Raw genomic sequence first — 17407 nt, 5'->3', positions numbered from 1 at the left:
GCGTGGAGGCCGGTGCGGTGGCCGATGAGGACGATTGGCGTCCGATGAGGCCGATGAGGCCAGCGATCGGGCACCTGTCATCGGCCGCCAACCGGTTCGAGCCGATACAGGCGGCGCTGGAGTAGTAGTCCGGCCCCGTCGCGGCGATGCCTGCCGACGAGATCCGCCCATCACCGGCCGATGATGCCGAGGCGGAGGACTGGCCCTGCTGCCACCTCCGCGATGGAGGAGGTGGCGTGCCAACCGGGAGCGGAGGCCTTTCGGTGGCGGTCGCCCAGCGGCGCTCCTTTTCGGCGACGTTCGTCGGGAGGTAGCCGCCCAGCAGCGGCTTTCTGGGGGGACAGCCCTCCAGAGGCGACGCGGCAGCGGCGGCCATCCAGCGGTGCCCCTTCCGATGGCCATCGTCCAGCGACGGGCTTTGGGCGGTAGTCGCCCAGCGGCCGTCGTCCAGCGGGGCCCCTTCGGTGACGTTCGTCTCGCGGTAGCTGCCCAGCAGCGGCTTTCTGACCGCACTCCTCCGACAGCGACCTGGCAGTTGCGGCCATCCAGCGGCACCCTTTCCGATGGCCGCCATCCAGCGACGGGCTTTTGGTGGTAACCGTCAACGACGGTCGCCCAGCGGTGCCCCTTCGGTGACGTTCGTCTCGCGGTAGTCGTGCAGCGGTGGCCCTCTGGCGACCTTCCGGGGGGTGGCTCGCCAGCTGTGCCCATCCGACTGGCCCTATCGGTGGCGTCCATCCAACGGCTGGCTTCCAAAGGCCACCTTCTGTCTGCGACCATCCGGCGACATTCGACCGACACCGCCCCTCCCCGCCCTCCCCGCTCTTGCAGGCGGGATGCCGCCCGGCTGGCGCGATTGTGAGCGGGCGGCTGTCGCCTTTCGCGGCGACGGGGGCGTAACCTGACGCATGTTCCGTAGCGACAGGAGATGCCGATGTCCCGCCCCTCCTCACTCCACCGCTCCCGGCTCCGTTCCTCCATTCCGCTCGCCGCCGCCCTCGCCCTCGCGCTCGGCGTCGCCGCGGCTCCGGCATTCGCCCATCATGGCTGGTCCTGGGCCGATGGCGACAAGATGACCCTGACCGGCACCATCCGCTCCATCTCCATGGCGCCGCCGCATCCCACCCTGCATGTGGCGGCGTCGGACGGCACGGTGTGGCGGGTCGATCTCGGCAATCCCCGCCAGACCGAGGCCTCCGGCTTCACCGCCGACACCGCCAAGCCGGGGGACGCCGTGACCGTGCTCGGCAACCGCTCGCGCGACCACGCGCAGGCGCACATGAAGGCGGTGCGCATCACCATCGCCGGCAAGAACTACGACATGTATCCCGAGCGGATCGGCGACGGCTGACGCGGCCCACCCGATGGAACTGATCGCCGCGCTCGGCGGCTGGCCCGGTGCGCGCTGGCTGCAGGGATCGGCCACCGCCTATCTCATCGTCAGCGCCACGCATATTCTCGGGATCGGGCTGGTGCTCGGTGCCGTGCTGCCGCTGGACGCGCGGCTGATCGGCCTCGTGCGTGCGGTGCCTATCCCGCTGCTGGTGCCGTTTCTCACGCGGGCGGCGGCGCTGGGGGTCGTGCTCGCGCTGTCGACCGGCCTGTGGCTGTTCACCGTGCGGCCGGGGGAATATCTCGCCAACGCCGCCTTCCTGATCAAGATGGGGCTGCTGGCGCTGGCGCTCGCCAATATCGGCTGGCAGCATGCCAGCGGCGGCTATCGCGCCGCGCTGGCCGGCCGGCCGCCCACCGCCGGGGTGAAGCTGCGGGCGCTCGCCTCGATGGGCCTGTGGCTCGGCCTGCTGCTCGCCGGCCGCTGGATCGGCTTTCTCTAGAGCTTCCGCACTCCGGATCGTCCTCGCCCGACATGCCGCAGGCGCCGGATCGCGCAGCACCCTTCCGCAACGTGAGATGGCGAGACTGCCGCATCGTCCCCAATAGGTTGGCACTCTCGATGCATGGACGGCGCATGCCCCGGGACGAGCCCGGCGGCACCACCCAGCGGGGATCGCCATGAGCACGGTGACGGAAACAGCGGGCGTACCGAACTACACCGACGAAGCCAAACACGCCGACATAAAAGTGCTGCACGACATGGGCTATGCGCAGGAGCTGGAGCGGCGCATGAGCCGGTTCTCCAACTTCGCCATCAGCTTCTCGATCATCTGCATCCTGTCCGGCGGCATCAACTCGCTGGCGCAGGCCACTTCCGGCGCCGGCGGCGCGGCGATCGGCCTCGGCTGGCCGCTGGGCGTCGCCATTTCCGGCGTGTTCGCCCTCGCCATGGCGCAGATCGGCTCCGCCTACCCCACCGCCGGCGGCCTCTATCACTGGGGCTCGATCCTCGGCAACCGCTTCACCGGCTGGGTGACCGCCTGGTTCAACCTGCTCGGCCTCGTCACCGTGCTCGGCGCCATCAATGTCGGCACCTACTACTTCTTCTTCGGCGCCTTCGGGCCGATGCTGGGCATGGAGGACACCGTCACGGTGCGCATCCTGTTCCTGGCGGTGCTGACCGGCGCGCAGGCGCTGATCAACCATCTCGGCATCGGCCTCACCGCCAAGCTCACCGACTTCTCCGGCTACCTGATCCTCGCCACCTCGGTGGTGCTGACGCTGGTCTGCCTCGCCTTCGCGCCCAGCTACGAGATCGGCCGGCTGTTCACCTTCTCCAATTACACCGGCGCTGCCGGCGCCGACGTCTGGCCGGAGGTCTCGACCGGCTGGGCGTTCCTGCTCGGCCTGCTTTTGCCGATCTACACCATCACCGGCTACGACGCCTCGGCCCACACCTCGGAGGAGACCCGTGACGCGGCGAGCTCGGTGCCGCGCGGCATGGTGATGTCGGTCGTGTGGTCCGGGGTGTTCGGCTATGTGATGCTGTGCGCCTTCGTGCTGATGATCCCCAACATGGACGACGCCGCCAAGCAGGGCTGGAACGTGTTCTTCTGGGCGATGGACGCGCGGGTGCCGGGGGTGATCAAGGAGATCCTCTACCTCGCGATCTTCGTCTCGCAGTTCCTGTGCGGCCTCGCCACCGTGACCTCGGTGTCGCGCATGCTGTTCGCCTTCGCCCGCGACGGCGGCCTGCCGGCCTCCGCCGCGCTCGCCAAGGTGAGCCCGAAGCACCGCACCCCGGTGGCGGCGATCTGGACTGGCGCGACGCTGGCGGTGCTGTTCGTGTGGGGCACCTCGCTGGTGTCGTTCGGCGGCACCTCGGCCTATGCCATCGTGGTGTCCTGCACCGTCATCTTCCTGTTCTTCTCCTTCGCCATCCCGATCGCGCTGGGGTTGTTCGCCTATGGCAGCGCCAAATGGCCGAAGATGGGACCGTGGAGCATGGGCGCGCCGGCCTTCAAGCTGGTGGCGGTGCTGTCGATCCTCGCCATGGCGCTGATCTTCGTGCTCGGCATCCAGCCGCCCAACGACTGGGCGCTGTACATCACCGTCGGCTTCCTCGTGCTGGCCGGCGTGGTGTGGGCGCTGTTCGAGAAGCGCCGCTTCAAGGGCCCGCCGATCGGCGAGGAGATCGCCCGCCGGCAGGCGGCGATCCGCGCCGCCGAGAAGGCGGTCGGCGAGACCGCCTGAGCCTCCGGGCACCCGGAACTGCGTGGATTTTCCCCGGCGGATTTCGCCCGCCGGGGCGCGTTTTTCGCCTGCGCGACCGACGCGGGCGGGATAGATTGCCGCCGGATCGGCCCAGCGCCGGTCCGGCTTCAACCGCGCCCGCTGCGCCAATCCGCGTGACCCGATGACGTCCCTTCCGACCCGTCCCCGCCTCGCCGCCCGTTCCGGCGCCCGCCTGCTCGTCGACGCCCTGCTCGCCCATGGCGTCACCCGCGCCTTCGGCGTGCCGGGCGAGAGCTATCTCGACGTGCTCGACGCGATGTCGGACACCGATATCGACTTCGTGGTGTGCCGCCACGAGGGCGGGGCGGCGATGATGGCGGAGGCCTCCGCCAAGCTGACCGGCCGGCCGGGCATCTGCTTCGTCACCCGCGGGCCGGGCGCCACCAATGCCAGCGCCGGCGTGCACGTCGCCCAGCAGGATTCGACGCCGATGATCCTGTTCGTCGGCCAGATCGGCCGGGCGATGCGCGGGCGCGAGGCGTTCCAGGAGGTCGACTACCGCGCGGTGTTCGGCACGCTGGCCAAATGGGCGGTGGAGATCGACGACGCCGCGCGCATTCCGGAAATCCTCGCCCGCGCCTTCCGGGTGGCGACGCAGGGCCGCCCCGGCCCGGTGGTGATCGCACTGCCGGAGGACATGCTGGCCGACATGGCGGAAGTGGCGGACGCCCCCGCCTTCGAGCCGGCCGAGACCTGGCCCGGCCTGACCGACATGATGAAGCTGCAGAAGCTCTTGTGGAACGCCGAGCGGCCGCTGCTGATGCTCGGCGGCAGCCGCTGGAACGCCAAGGCGGTGGCGAGCGTGAAGCGCTTCGCCGAGCGCTTCGACCTGCCGGTCTGCGTCAGCTTCCGCCGGCAGATGCTGTTTCCCGCCGACCATGCCTGCTACGCCGGCGATGTCGGGCTGGGCATCAACCCCAAGCTGGTCAGCCGGCTGAAGCAGGCCGACCTCGTCATCCTCGCCGGCGGGCGGCTCGGCGAGGTGCCCTCGCAGGGCTATTCGCTGTTCCCGATTCCCGAGCCCGGCGTCGACATCGTGCATGTCCATGCCGATCCCGACGAGATCGGCCGGGTGTTCCAGCCGGCGCTGGCCATCAACGCCTCGCCGCAGGCCTTCGCCGCGGCGCTGGAAGGCGTGCAGCCGCCGCAGGCGATCCGCTGGGGCGGCTGGCGGCAGGAGGCACGGGCCGACTACCGCGCCTGGAGCGACCAGCCGCCGGCCAATCCCGGTGCGGTGCAGATGGCGACGCTGGTGCACTGGCTGCGGGCGCTGCCGGCCGACACCGCGATCTGCAACGGTGCCGGCAATTTCGCCACCTGGGTGCACCGCTTCCACCATTTCCGCGCCTTCGGCACCCAGCTGGCGCCGACCTCCGGCTCGATGGGCTACGGCTTCCCGGCGGCGATCGCCGCGCGGCGCACCCATCCCGAGCGGATCGCCGTGGCGGTGTGCGGCGACGGCGACTTCCTGATGACCGGCCAGGAGCTCGCCACCGCCGTGCAGCACAAGATCCCGGTGCTGGCGGTGGTGATCGACAACGGCATGTACGGCACCATCCGCATGCACCAGGAGCGGGAATTCCCCACAAGGGTGTTCGGCACCTCGCTCACCAACCCGGACTTCGCCGCCTATGCGAAGGCGTTCGGCGCCTTCGGCACGCGGGTGGAGCGCGACGACCAGCTGGCGCCGGCGCTCGATGCCGCGCTGGCCTCCGGCCTGCCGGCGGTGGTGCATGTGCTGCTCGACCCGGAAGCCATCACCCCCACCACCACGCTGACGGCGCTGCGGGAGAAGTCGCTGGCGACACGCTCGGTGAGCTGAGACCGGCGGCCGAATACGCCGCGCGCCATCGGCGCGCGGCGAGAACTGTCTGGAGCGGCGTGTTCAGCCATGTCTGTCCAACGGCCCCGAGGCCACGGCGACGACCGCTCAGCGATGAGATCGCGGCGAACAATCAGCGGCAGGTGAGCCGGCCGTCGACATTGGCGATGTCGCGGCCGGTGCACCAGCTGGCCGCCGTGGTGGCATCGACCCAGCGGCCCCTCATGTCCTGGCAGGTCGCCTTGAGCCAGCCGGCCGACATGCGTACATCCCGGCAGGTGCCCATATAGGAACCCTGCGGCGGGCGCTCGCCCCATGACGAGGTGTTCTTGCAGACGAGACGGCCATCCTCGTTGGCGATGTCGTTGCCCGGCGCGCACCAGGAGATCGCCATGTTAGCCTCGACCCAGCGGCCCGACCGGTCGCGGCAGGCGGCGCGCAGCCAGCCGGCGACGTTGCGGATGTCCTGACAGGATTGCTGGTAGCTGCCCGGCGGCACCGCCTGGGCATTCGCCGGCACCATGGCCGGACCGAGCAGCGTGGCGGCGAGGAGGACGGCGAGGCAAAGGCGCGACATGACGGCGGCTCCGGGCGCGGGCGCCGGGCTCGACGCCCCGGCGCATCATCGCCCGACCATGTGCCTGCCTGCCGGCGCGCCGACAAGCAGAAGCGGCCGGCGTGGTAAACAGCGGGACACCATCGCGACTATCGGTATCTGAACACCAGCCGGCGGCATCTCGGCGAGGCGGCGCAACCGCTCCACCGAGGTCTGTCCCATCCGGATGCCTTGCGGAAGGCGTCGACCCGGCAGACCGCCTGCGGCATCTCCGACGGGCCGAGATCGGTGGTGGTCGCCACCATCGCGACGCCGAGCAGCGTCGCGATGGCCGGGCCTCGGGCCGCCTTCGCCTCAGGCGGCGCCCTTGGTCAGTTCGCCGGACAGCGCGCGGGCGATCAGCGCCCGGGTCTCCGGGATGCCGTAGGCGGCGACAAAGGTGCCGAAACGCGGGCCTTCCTTCTCGCCGAGCAGCAGCTCGTACAGGGCGCTGAACCAGGCGAAGGAGACGCCCGGCCCGCCGGTCGGGCTCTTCTTCTTGTGGTCCTGATAGCGCTCGATGCCGCGGCCGACATCAAGCACCGCGTTCTGGATGGCCTCGCGATCGGTGCCATCCAGCGGCGCCAGCGCGGCGTCGAGACGGGCGAGCGCATCGGCCTCCACCTCGTCGGCCAGACGGAAGACGCGGCGCGGCTTCACCCGGTCGACGAAATAGCGCACCGCGTAGCCGGCGAGCTGGTCCATATGCGGGTGCGTCTCGGCGGTCACGCCCGGCGCGTAGCGGCTGATCATCCGCCACAGCACGGCCTTGTCCTCGGCGTTGGAGGCCGAGGCGAGCTTGAGCAGCAGGCCGAAGCTGATCGGCAGGTCGATCGCCGGCGGATTGCCGGAATGGATGTGCCAGACGGGGTTGCCGAGCCGGTTCTTCCAGTCCTGCGTCGAGTAGCGGGCGAGGAAGCCGTAATATTCGTCGACCGCCTTGGGAATGACGTCGAAATGCAGCTTCTTGGCCGAGCGCGGCGACTGGAACATGTACAGCGCCAGGCTCTCCGGGCTGGCATAGGTCAGCCACTCGTCGATGGTCAGGCCGTTGCCCTTGGACTTGGAGATCTTCTGGCCGACCTCGTCGAGGAACAGCTCGTAGACGAAATGCTCCGGCGCCACGCCGCCGATGATCTCGCAGATGCGGTCATAGATCGGCGCGTTGGTCTGGTGGTCCTTGCCGAACATCTCGAAGTCGACGTCGAGCGCCGCCCAGCGGGCGCCGAAATCCGGTTTCCACTGCAGCTTCACCTGACCGCCGGTGACCGGGACGGTCTTGTCCACCCCGTCCTCGTCGGTGAAGGTGATGGTGCCGGCCTTGGCGTCCACCGCCTTCAAGGGCACGTAGAGCACGCGGCCGGAGGTCGGCGAGATCGGCAGGAACGGCGAATAGGTCGCCTGCCGCTCCTCGCCCAGCGTCGGCAGCATCACCTCCATGATGGCTTCGTACTTCTCGGCCGCCTTCAGCAGCACCGAATCGAGCTTGCCCGACTTGTAGTAGTCGGTCGCCGAGGCGAACTCGTATTCGAAGCCGAAGGTGTCGAGGAAGCGGCGCAGCATGGCGTTGTTGTGATCGCCGAAGCTCGCATAGCCGCCGCCGAACGGGTTCGGCACCACGGTGAGCGGCATCTGCAGATACGGCTTCAGCGCGGCGGGATCCGGCACGTTCTCCGGGATCTTGCGCATGCCGTCCATGTCGTCCGAGAAGCACAGCAGCCGCGTCGGGATGGTGTCGCCGGTGAGCACGTGGAAGGCGTGGCGCACCATGGTGGTGCGCGCCACCTCGCCGAAAGTGCCGATATGCGGCAGACCCGACGGACCGTAGCCGGTCTCGAACAGGACCTCGGCTTTCGGTTTCCGCTTCAGGCGCTCGACGATCTTGCGGGCCTCCTCGAACGGCCAGGCACCGGCGGTCTGCGCCAGCTCCCGCAGTTCGGTTGCAAAATCCTCGACCGGAGCGGTCGCCGTCATGATGGGTCTCTCCCGACCTTGAAAGAATGGGCGCGGACACTAGGCAGTCGCACCCCGAGCGTCAATCGACGCGGCACCGCGAAATCGGCTCGCGCCGCGCCTTTCCCCTTAACGCACCCGTTTGCCGGGCGACAGGGGAAGCTGCCGACGTATTCCCGCCCTCGCCGGCGTCTCAATAGATGCCGATGGGGAACCAGCGCAGATAGAGATCGACATAGGCGCCGGTCTCCCAGATCTGCGCCAGCGCGTAGTTGAGCGACTGGCGCAGCGCATCGTCGCCGCGCCGCACCGCGATGCCCATGCCCTCGCCGAAATACAGGCTCTCGGTGAACGGCCCGCCGGCGAAACCGCAGCAATTCTCCGACGACGAGCCGTTGAGCCAGAAGGCCAGCTGCACGCCATCGCCGAAGACGAGGTCGACCTCGCCCTTCTGCAGCGCGGCGCGGGCGGCTTCCGCCGTCGGGAAGGAGCGGATGGCGACCTCGGCGAAGAAATCGCGCAGATAGGCCTCGTGGGCGGTGCCGGCGACGACGCCGACCGTCTTGGCGGCGACGAGATCCGGCGTGACCGCCGGCATGATGTCCGCCTTGCGGGCGACGAACCGCGCCGGCGAGCGGAAATAGCGGTCGGAGAAATCCATCTGCTGGCGGCTTGCCGGGGTAATAGCGAGCCCGGCGATCGCGGCATCCGCCTTGCCGCCGGCCAGCGCCTCGCTCAGTCCCTCGAACGGCACCACTTCCAGCGAGCAGGTGACGGCGAGCTCGGCGCAGATGGCACGGGCCATGTCGATATTGAAGCCGACCGGGCGACCGTCCTCGCCGCGAAAGCTGAAGGGCGGGTAGTCCTCGGTGGTGACGAAGCGGATCTGCACCGGCATGCGGGCGACGTCCGGCTTTTCCGGCCGGCGCTTCGGGTCCCAGAAGCCGGGCACGGCGACGGGGGACGCGCCACCGATCTCCGGCGAGCCGGCGGCGGCGGACGGCACGGTCGGGGTCGCGGCGGGCTTGCCCTGCGCCGCCGCCTGTCCCGGAGCGGCGGCCAGCACCAGAAGAAGCGCGGCGGCGAGGCCACAGAGGTAATATTTTGTCGTCGCGTACCGCACTTGGCGCCTCGAACCCGCTCCGGCCGATTGAAGACCGGCCTCGATCTTGTAGCGTCTCCGGGGGACGGGCGCGAGGGGCGGGACGACGTGAACGGGGACTCGGCGGCGGGGCAGGCGGGCAATCCGGTCGCGGACGCGACGGAACGCGCGCGCCGCCGGCATGAGCCGATGGCCGGCCCGCCGGCCGAGATCGCCGGGCTGACGGGACGGCTGCCGGCCGCGCGGCTGGCGACGGCGCGCGAGCGGGCGGCGCGGCTCGGCATCGGCGCCGACGAGGTACTGCTCACTGAGGAAGCCGCCACCCCGGACCTCGTCGCCGCCGCGGCCGCCGCCCATCTCGGCCTTGCGGTGGAACCGCTCGACGGCGCGCCCTCCCCCGCCCCGCCGCCCGAGGCGCTGCGGGGCATGATGCGCAGCGGGCTGCTGCGCCAGCCGGACGGCTCCATCGCCGCCGCCGCGCGCGGGCTACAATTGCGCCGCCTCGCCGACGAGCTGGAGGCGATGCCGGCCTTGCGCGCGCGCTTGCGGCTGACCACGCCGGAGCGACTAGCATGGCATGTGCGCCGGCATTTCGCCGGGGCGCTCGGCCAGCTCGCCGCCTTCGCGCTGCGCGACGAGCGGCCGGAATTGAGCGCGGCGACGCTCGGCCTGTCGCGCTACCTCCTGGTGCTCGGCGCGCTGGCCTGCGTGCTGCTGGCCGGACTGGCGCTGGTCACCCCCGCCACGTTGCTGGTCGTGCCGATGTTCCTGGTGTCGCTGGTGCTGCTCGGCTGGTCGCTGCTGCGCCTGGTCGCCTCGGCAATGCCGCCGGAGGTCGCGCCGCCGCCGCCGCGCGACGACGCCGCGCTGCCGGCCTACAGCCTGATCGTGCCGCTCTATCGCGAGGCGCGGGTGGTGCCGCAGCTGATCGAGGCGCTCGCCGCACTCGACTATCCGCCGGAGAAGCTGCAGGTGCTGCTGGTCGTCGAACCCGACGACGCCGAGACCGCCGCCGCGCTGGCGCGCCATGTCCGCCGCCCCGGCTTCGACGTCCTCGTCGCGCCCGATACCGGGCCGCGCACCAAGCCGAAGGCGCTGAATGCCGCCCTGCCCTTCGCGCGCGGCGAGATCGTCGGCATCTACGACGCCGAGGACGTGCCGGAGCCGGAGCAATTGCGCCGCGCCTGCGCCGCCTTCGCCGCGCCCGGCAACCGGCGGGTCGGTTGCGTGCAGGCGCGGCTCGCCATCGACAACGTCGCCGACAGCTGGATCACCCGCCAGTTCGCGGCGGAATATGCGGCGCATTTCGACGTGGTGCTGCCGCTGCTCGCCAGCGCGCGGCTGCCGGTGCCGCTCGGCGGCACCTCCAACCATTTCCGCCGCGTCGCGCTCGACCGGGTCGGTGCCTGGGACCCGTTCAACGTCGCCGAGGATGCCGATCTCGGCGTGCGGCTCGCCCGCGGTGGCTGGCGCACGCTGGTCATCGCTTCCTCGACCGACGAGGAGGCGCCGCGCAGCTTCGGCGCCTGGCTGCGCCAGCGCACCCGCTGGTACAAGGGCTGGATGCAGACGCTGCTGGTGCATGGCCGCACGCCGCGCCGGCTGCTCGCCGAGATCGGCTGGGGCGGCATGGCGAGCTTCCTGCTCCTGCTCGGCGGCGGGCTGGTCTCGGCGCTGATGCACCCGGTCTTCGCGCTCGCGCTGGCGCTGCGCTGGAGCCTCGGGTCCGAGGGCGGCACCTCGCTGGCCAGCCTGCTGCTCGAAGGGCTCGGCCTGCTGGTGCTGCTGATCGGCTATGGCGCCACCGTGCTGTGCACCCTGGTCGGCATGCGTCACCGCCGGCTCGCCGGCCTGTGGCAGGTACTGCCGCTGATCCCGCTCTACTGGCTGATGCTGTCGCTCGCCGGCTGGCGCGCACTGTTCCAGCTGATCGCCGCGCCGCAGCGCTGGGAGAAGACCGAGCACGGGCTCGCCCGCACCTCGCGCCGGCGGCCGGTGAGGCTGCGCCTGCGTCCCGCGACGAGCCGGCCGGCGGCGCGGCGCGGCCGGCCTTCAGGCCTCAGAAATACGGACGCAGCGCCGCCGCCGCATCGGCCGGCGGACGCTTGAGGTCGAACGGAGCGACGAAATTGCCGTCCTTGTCCATGAGATAGACGATGGCGGTGTGGTTCATCGTGTAGTCGCCGTTCTGCCCCGGCACCTTCTGCGCATAGGCCCGGAACGCCTTGATGGTCGCCGCCACCTGCTCGGGCGTGCCGGTGAGGCCCTGGATGCTCGGGTGGAAGCTGCCGATATAGGACTTCATCACCTCCGGCGTGTCGCGCTCCGGATCGACGGTGATGAACAGCCCCTGCACCTTGCGGGCATCCTCGCCGAGGGTCTCGAACAGCTGCGACATCTCGAACAGCGTGGTCGGGCAGATGTCCGGGCAATGGGTGAAGCCGAAGAAGATCAGCGTCGGCGCGCCCTTGAAGGTCTCGTTGGTGACCGGTGCGCCATCCTGGTCGACAAGGGCGAACGGACCGCCGACGGATGCCTGAGTGGCGACCGGCGTGGAAGGCGGCAGCAGCGCGAACACCGACACGGCGACGACCACCGCGCCGACGAGAAAAGCGGAGAGCAGGAGGAACAGGCGACGACGGGCGGGCATGCGCGGTCCAGGGAGCGAGAGCCAGGGCGGCCGGGAGCGGCCGCGAATCCGGCATCAGAAGCAGTAGGCGATGCCGCTGGCAATCAGGTCAAAGAAAACGGCCGAACCGTGGCGGGCCCAGAGACCGATGGCCGCAACCAGCAGCGCCACCCCAAGGAATACAACCCCAAGACGAACGACAAGCGAGAGCATTCCCCCCGGACGCACCGGTTCCTGCGACGAAAGAGCTCGCAAATCCTCGATCATTCAGGCTGCTCCCACCGGAACTTTCCGCTCCAGTCTGCATTCTGCATTATCATTCGTAGTGCATATCGTCACGTGAGGTAATACGCGGCAGTTTTTTCTTAATCCATGGGCTATTGACTATAGGGCCACTGCCGTTGTCATGACATTGACGATCGCGAGGGGGACTGCGTCTCATGGCCAAGGCTGGCGCTTCCGACGAACCGGACCTCGGGGGGCGGGCCGTGGCCATGCCCTTGGGCGGACCGCGTCGCCGGGACGTCGACCTGCGCGAAACCCTTGATTTCCTTAGCGATGGCTTCGCCCTGTTCGACACCGACGACCGCCTCGTCGTCCATAATGCCCGCTTCATCGAGCTGTTTCCCTTCCTGTCGGTGCTCGGCGATCTCGAAGGTTTGAACTTCTTCGCCCTGGCCTCCGTCCCCTGCGGCGAATGGAGCCGGGTGCCGGATCCCGATGCCTATGTCGCCGAACGCATGCGCCGCCACCACCGCGCCGATGGCGAGCCGTTCGACATCCCGCTGGAGAATGGCGGCTGGGTCCGGGTGCGCGAGCGCCGCACCCCGACAGGGGGCATCGTTTCCACCTGGACCGATATCAGCGAATTGAAGGAGGTCGAGCAGACCCTGCGCGACGCCATCGACGGCATCGGCGAAGGTTTCATCCTGCTCTCTCCCGAAGGGCGGATCGTGCTCGCCAATGCCAGCATGAGCCGACTGTTCGCCAAGGTCGGCGTCGCGCTGCCGCCCGGCGCCCGCTTCGACACCGCCCTTGAGGCGGCGAGGCGCGGCGGTCTGTTCGGCCCCGGCACCACCGACGACGCGCTGGCGCTGCTCGCCGGCCGTCCCGACGCCGAGCCGCGCATCGAGATCGCGCTCAGTACCGGCGCCTGGCTGCTCGCCAGCCACCGGCGCATGGAGGATGGCTGCCTCGCCGCGGTATGGACCGACGTCACCGCCCAGAAGCGCCGCGAGCAGGAACTGATCGACGCGCGCTCGCAGGTGGAGGAGCAGGCGGCGGCGCTCGGGGAATTCGCCCGGCTGGTGTCGCGGCAGGCGCGCAGCGACGCGCTGACCGGGCTGCCCAACCGCTTCGCGCTGGAAGAGCGCATCGACCAGCTGCTCGCCGAAGAGAAGGACCTGCCGGAGATCTGGCTCGGCTTCATCGACATCGATCACTTCAAGACCGTCAACGACCGGGTCGGCCACGCCGCCGGCGACCGGCTGCTGATCGATTTCGCGGCCTTCCTGCGCAACCAGCTGCGCGCCGACGACCTGATCGCGCGCATCGGCGGCGACAGTTTCGCGGTGCTGCTGCTCGGCATCGACGAGGCCGAGGCCCAGCGCATCGCCACCCGGCTTGTCGCCGCCACACGCGGCCACCTGTTCCCGATCAGCGGACAGAGTTTCGCGCTCAGCCTCAGCATCGGCCTCGCCCGCACCGGCGGTCCGGATTCCTCGGCGCGCTCGGTGCTGGTCTGCGCCGACACCGCATGCTGCGTGGCGAAGGAATCCGGCCGCGACCGGGTGCAGCTCTACGACACCGGCGATCCCAAGGTCACCGACACGCATGAGCGTGTCAGCTGGGCCGAGCGCATCAGGAGCGCGCTCGAACTCGACCAGCTCATCCTCGAATTGCAGGCGATCGTCGACACCGACGGCGGGGTGCAGGGCTATGAGGCGCTGATCCGCCTCGACGACAATATGGGCGGCATGCACGGCCCGGCGCATTTCCTGCCCGCCGCCCGCCGGCTCGGGCTGATGCGGCGGATCGATAGCTGGGTGTGCCGGCGTGCGATCACCTATGCCAGCCGCCTGGTACGCCGCGGCATTCCGCGCTACGTCTCGATCAATATCGGCGCCCGCACCCTTGCCGATCCCGGCTTCCACAAGGAGCTCATCCAGCTGCTCGACCGCTATCCCGGCTGCGAGAAGGGGCTGAGGATCGAGATCACCGAGACCGAGGCCATTCACAGCCTGAGCGAGATCACCGGCTTCCTCACCCGGCTGCGCCAGCGTGGCATCCGGATCTATCTCGACGATTTCGGCAATGGCTACAACTCGTTCGACGCGCTCAAGCAGCTGCCGGTCGACGGCATCAAGATCGACTGGCGGGTGACGCGCGACCTGCTGGTCGACCCCATCGACGAGGCGCTGATGAAGGCGGCGATCTCCATCGCCCATTCGCTCGACCTCGAACTGGTCGCCGAAGGGGTGGAGAACGACACCCAGTTGCGCAAGCTGCGCGAACTCGGCGTCGCGAAGTACCAGGGCTACTACTTCCACCGGCCGCAGCCGGCGGAAGCCGCGCTCAACTGACGCGCCCCCGGCGCGGCGCTGGAGCACTCCCGGTTCACCGGAAGTGCTCTCGAGTCTTGTTCGGACGCGTTTTCTTCACGCAAACCGGATTCCGCTTCGCTCGAAAACGCTCTACTCGCCGGCGTCGAGCAGCACCGCCTCGCCGAGATCGAAGGCCAGCGCCAGCGGCGTGCCGACCGGGGCGGAAGCCACGATGTCGGCACCGGTGACGCGGGTCTCGATCAGGCCGATGCCCTCCACCACCACGCGGGTGATGGTGTGCGAGCCCTGATAGATGTGCGCCTCCACCGTGCCGGTGACGATGTTCGGCCCGGCCTCGCCGGCGGACGCCGGGCGCACATGCTCCGGCCGCAGGAAGGCGCGCACCTGCCGGCCCGGCGCGAAGCCGGCGGCGGGCGTCGCGGGGAACGCCAGCGGGCCGATTCCGGGCAGCACCAGCGAGGCGGTGCCGTCCTTCACCTCGCAGCGGCCGGGCGGCAGAGCGTTGATCTCGCCGATGAAGGAGGCGACGAAACCGTTGGCCGGCCGGCGGTAGAGCTCGACCGGCGCCGCCACCTGCTGCACCGAGCCCTTGTTCATCACCACGATGCGATCGGAGAGCGACAGCGCCTCGCCCTGGTCGTGGGTGACGAAGATGGTGGTGAGCCCGGTCTTGCGGTGCAGCTCGGACAGCTCGACCTGCATCTGCGCGCGCAGGTTCTTGTCGAGCGCCGAGAGCGGCTCGTCGAGCAACAGCACCTTCGGGCGGATGACGATGGCGCGGGCCAGCGCCACGCGCTGCTGCTGGCCGCCGGAGAGCTGGCGCACGCGGCGGTTCTCGAAGCCGTCGAGCTTCATCATGGAGATGGCGCGGCGGACCTCCGCCTCGATCTGCGCGGCGGGCAGTTTGCGCATCTTCAGGCCGAAGGCGATGTTGTCGTGGACGTTCATATGCGGGAACAGCGCATAGGACTGGAACACCATCCCGATGTCGCGCCGGTAGGGCTCGAGATCGGTGATGTCGGCGCCATCGACGACGATCTTGCCGGCCGTCGGCGTGACGAAGCCGGCGATCATGCCGAGCAGGGTCGACTTGCCGCAGCCCGAGGGCCCGAGCAGGGTGACGAACTCGCCCTTGCGAATCGTCAGCGACACGTCGGCGACGCCAACCGCCGAGCCGAAATCCTTGCGCACCCGCACGATATCGACGGCGCTGCCGGCTTCCTGCGACGTGATGGGGCGGCTCGCTTCCTGGGTGGGCGTGGCGGTCATGGGATCAGGCGTCTCCGGCAAGGCAGGCATCTCCGGCAAGGTCAGTGCGTGTCGATGGCGAGGACGCGGCGCAGACCGATCGTCCGGTCCGCCACCAGCATGATCAGCGTGGTGGCGATGATGAGCAGCGCCGAGACCGCCGACACGGTGGGATCGGCATATTCGCGGATGTAGTTGTACATGGCGACCGGCAGCGTCTGGGTGCGCGAGCCGGTGACATAGAGCGAGGCGGTGAACTCGGTGAGCGACAGCACCGCGGCGATCAGCCAGCCGCCCGCCATGCCCGGCACCACCAGCGGCAGGGTGATCCGCGTCAGCACCTGGAACGGCGAGGCGCCGAGATTGGCGGCGGCGCGGGCCAGCGCCGGATCGATATTGCCGAGGCTGACATGCACCGCGCGGGTGACGAACGGCATGACCAGCACCATGTGCGCCAGCACGATCATCACATAGCCCTGCTGCAGGCGGAAAGCGCCGCCGAGCAGCAGGAAGCCGAAGCCGAGGGTGAAGTGCGGGATGATCAGCGGCGACCACAGCACGCCTTCCAAAAGGCCGCGGCCGCGGAACTCGTAATGGTGGATCAGCCAGGCGAAGGCCGAGCCGACGATCAGCGCCAGCGTCGAGGCGCAGGCGGTGACGATCAGCCCGTTCCTGAAGGCGACCTGGAAGTCCGGATAGGTGACCGCCTTGGCGTACCAGTCGAACGAGACGCCCTGCGGCGGGAAGGCGAGGATCTCGGTGGGATTCACCGAGGTCATCAGCACCACGATGGTCGGCAGCGTCATATAGGTCAGCAGCGCGACCACGAGGCTCCAGAAGGCGAAAGACCGCATCGCTCCCTCCTCAATTGACCGCGAGGCGCCGCTCGATGCGGCTGGTGACGCCCTTCATCAGCGCGAGGCTGCCGAGGGCGCAGACGAGAGCGACCAGGCTCAGCGTCGCCGCGAAAGGCAGGTTGAGCACCGAGAAGCCCTGCAGATAGGCGAGATTGGAAATCATCAGGATCTTGCCGCCGCCGATGAGCTGCGGGGTGGAGAAGGCGCTCATGGTCCAGGCGAACACCACCACGATGCCCGACAGGATGCCCGGCACGGTGAGCGGCAGGGTGATGCGCCAGAACACCGCCGAGGGCGAGGCACCGAGATTGGCGGCGGCCTTCTCGCAGTCGCGGTCGACATGGGCGATGGCGGTGGCGAGCAGGATGATCATCACCGGCATGGAGAACTGCACCAGCGCCACCACCACGCCGAAGCGGGTGTACATCAGCTGGATCGGCATATCGATCACGCCGAGCTTGCGCAGCATCGAGTTGATGAAGCCATCGGTGCCCAGCGTGAGCATCCAGGAGAAGGTGCGCACGATCTCGCCGGTGAACAAAGGGGTGATGGAAAGCGAGACCAGCGCCGAGCGCACCCAGTCCTTCTTTGCCCGCACCAGCGCATAGGCAACCGGATAGGAGGCGAGCAGCGAGAAGATCGCGGTGAGCAGGCTGATGAAAAACGTGTCGGCCAGCACCCACCAGTAGATCGGCTTGTTGAGCGCGGCGAAATTGGCGAGCGTGAAACCGCCCACATTCAGCGAGCCCGGGATGAACTCGCGCACGCTGTATTGCAGCACCTCGAAGATGGCGGCGGCCAGGATCACCGCGGTGAGTACCGCCGGCGCCAGGAAGGTGATGAAGAAGGGGCGTCTAGCGAGCATCGGGCCTTGGGGGCTGGGGTTCAGGCGACGGATAACGGTGAACGGGCGGCACGCCCCCTCGCCCCATTGGGGAGAGGGGGGAAGAGCGCCATCCCGGACAACCGAAGGCGAATCCGGGATCACGTCAACACCGGAGAACTCG

At 69.3% G+C, this 17407-nt stretch carries 14 protein-coding genes; 6 read left to right on the top strand and 8 right to left on the bottom strand.

The window, feature by feature from the left end; genetic code table 11:
* Positions 1 to 934 precede the first annotated feature (934 nt).
* The 4 genes from KHC28_RS26060 (at position 935) to KHC28_RS26045 (ending at position 5452) form a co-directional block, all read left to right on the top strand.
* Positions 935 to 1351: a DUF6152 family protein gene (locus tag KHC28_RS26060; RefSeq protein ID WP_214011285.1), complete on the top strand. Its 417-nt coding sequence runs from the start codon at positions 935 to 937 to the stop codon at positions 1349 to 1351.
* 13 nt (positions 1352 to 1364) lie between these two features.
* The gene (locus KHC28_RS26055) at positions 1365 to 1835 is read left to right on the top strand and encodes a DUF2214 domain-containing protein (protein ID WP_214011284.1); all 471 of its coding nucleotides are present in this window, start codon (positions 1365 to 1367) and stop codon (positions 1833 to 1835) included.
* A gap of 259 nt (positions 1836 to 2094) precedes the next feature.
* Positions 2095 to 3588, top strand: coding sequence for an amino acid permease (locus KHC28_RS26050; RefSeq protein ID WP_376772807.1), 1494 nt, complete (start codon positions 2095 to 2097; stop codon positions 3586 to 3588).
* Between the two features lie 163 nt (positions 3589 to 3751).
* On the top strand, positions 3752 to 5452 hold the full coding sequence (locus KHC28_RS26045; protein ID WP_214011282.1) for a thiamine pyrophosphate-binding protein: 1701 nt from the start codon (positions 3752 to 3754) through the stop codon (positions 5450 to 5452).
* Positions 5453 to 5585: 133 nt separating this feature from the next.
* Here KHC28_RS26045 and KHC28_RS26040 read toward each other — a convergent pair whose 3' ends face one another.
* The 3 genes from KHC28_RS26040 to KHC28_RS27615 form a co-directional block, all read right to left on the bottom strand.
* Positions 5586 to 6029 carry a CVNH domain-containing protein gene (locus tag KHC28_RS26040; RefSeq protein WP_214011281.1) on the bottom strand — a complete coding sequence of 148 codons (444 nt, stop codon included), beginning with the start codon at positions 6027 to 6029 and terminating at the stop codon, positions 5586 to 5588.
* Between the two features lie 333 nt (positions 6030 to 6362).
* A complete protein-coding gene (locus tag KHC28_RS26035) occupies positions 6363 to 8021 on the bottom strand; it encodes a lysine--tRNA ligase (protein ID WP_214011280.1) in 1659 nt (552 codons plus the stop codon).
* Positions 8022 to 8193: 172 nt separating this feature from the next.
* Positions 8194 to 9123, bottom strand: a complete 930-nt coding sequence (locus tag KHC28_RS27615; RefSeq protein WP_312893342.1) for an ABC transporter substrate-binding protein — start codon at positions 9121 to 9123, stop codon at positions 8194 to 8196.
* A gap of 87 nt (positions 9124 to 9210) precedes the next feature.
* Here KHC28_RS27615 and KHC28_RS26025 point away from each other — a divergent pair, with 87 nt between their 5' ends.
* The gene (locus KHC28_RS26025) at positions 9211 to 11211 is read left to right on the top strand and encodes a glycosyltransferase (RefSeq protein ID WP_312893341.1); all 2001 of its coding nucleotides are present in this window, start codon (positions 9211 to 9213) and stop codon (positions 11209 to 11211) included.
* Here the strand turns inward: KHC28_RS26025 and KHC28_RS26020 are convergent.
* Together KHC28_RS26020 and KHC28_RS26015 are read right to left on the bottom strand one after the other, a co-directional pair.
* Entirely contained in the window at positions 11162 to 11752 is a 591-nt protein-coding gene (locus KHC28_RS26020) for an SCO family protein (protein WP_214011277.1), read from the bottom strand. The genes KHC28_RS26025 and KHC28_RS26020 overlap by 50 nt on opposite strands.
* 54 nt (positions 11753 to 11806) lie before the next feature.
* A complete protein-coding gene (locus tag KHC28_RS26015) occupies positions 11807 to 11998 on the bottom strand; it encodes a hypothetical protein (protein ID WP_214011522.1) in 192 nt (63 codons plus the stop codon).
* A gap of 227 nt (positions 11999 to 12225) precedes the next feature.
* On the opposite strand from KHC28_RS26015, the gene KHC28_RS26010 reads away from it, so the two are divergent.
* Positions 12226 to 14313: a putative bifunctional diguanylate cyclase/phosphodiesterase gene (locus KHC28_RS26010; protein ID WP_246565228.1), complete on the top strand. Its 2088-nt coding sequence runs from the start codon at positions 12226 to 12228 to the stop codon at positions 14311 to 14313.
* A 111-nt stretch (positions 14314 to 14424) separates the two neighbouring features.
* On the opposite strand, the gene KHC28_RS26005 is transcribed toward KHC28_RS26010, so the two are convergent.
* The 3 genes from KHC28_RS26005 to KHC28_RS25995 are packed head-to-tail and all read right to left on the bottom strand — an operon-like array spanning position 14425 to position 17265.
* Positions 14425 to 15564 (bottom strand): ABC transporter ATP-binding protein, encoded by a 1140-nt coding sequence (locus KHC28_RS26005; RefSeq protein WP_214011275.1) that lies wholly within the window; start codon positions 15562 to 15564, stop codon positions 14425 to 14427.
* Positions 15565 to 15605: 41 nt separating this feature from the next.
* Positions 15606 to 16397 carry an ABC transporter permease gene (locus tag KHC28_RS26000; protein ID WP_214011274.1) on the bottom strand — a complete coding sequence of 264 codons (792 nt, stop codon included), beginning with the start codon at positions 16395 to 16397 and terminating at the stop codon, positions 15606 to 15608.
* Positions 16398 to 16407: 10 nt separating this feature from the next.
* On the bottom strand, positions 16408 to 17265 hold the full coding sequence (locus KHC28_RS25995; RefSeq protein WP_214011273.1) for an ABC transporter permease: 858 nt from the start codon (positions 17263 to 17265) through the stop codon (positions 16408 to 16410).
* Positions 17266 to 17407: the final 142 nt, after the last annotated feature.

The sequence above is a fragment of the Ancylobacter sonchi genome (assembly GCF_018390695.1).
In the GTDB taxonomy this organism is placed as follows: domain Bacteria; phylum Pseudomonadota; class Alphaproteobacteria; order Rhizobiales; family Xanthobacteraceae; genus Ancylobacter; species Ancylobacter sonchi.
Note: the sequence above shows the minus strand (reverse complement) of the source record. Positions and strands in the feature narration are given on the sequence as shown.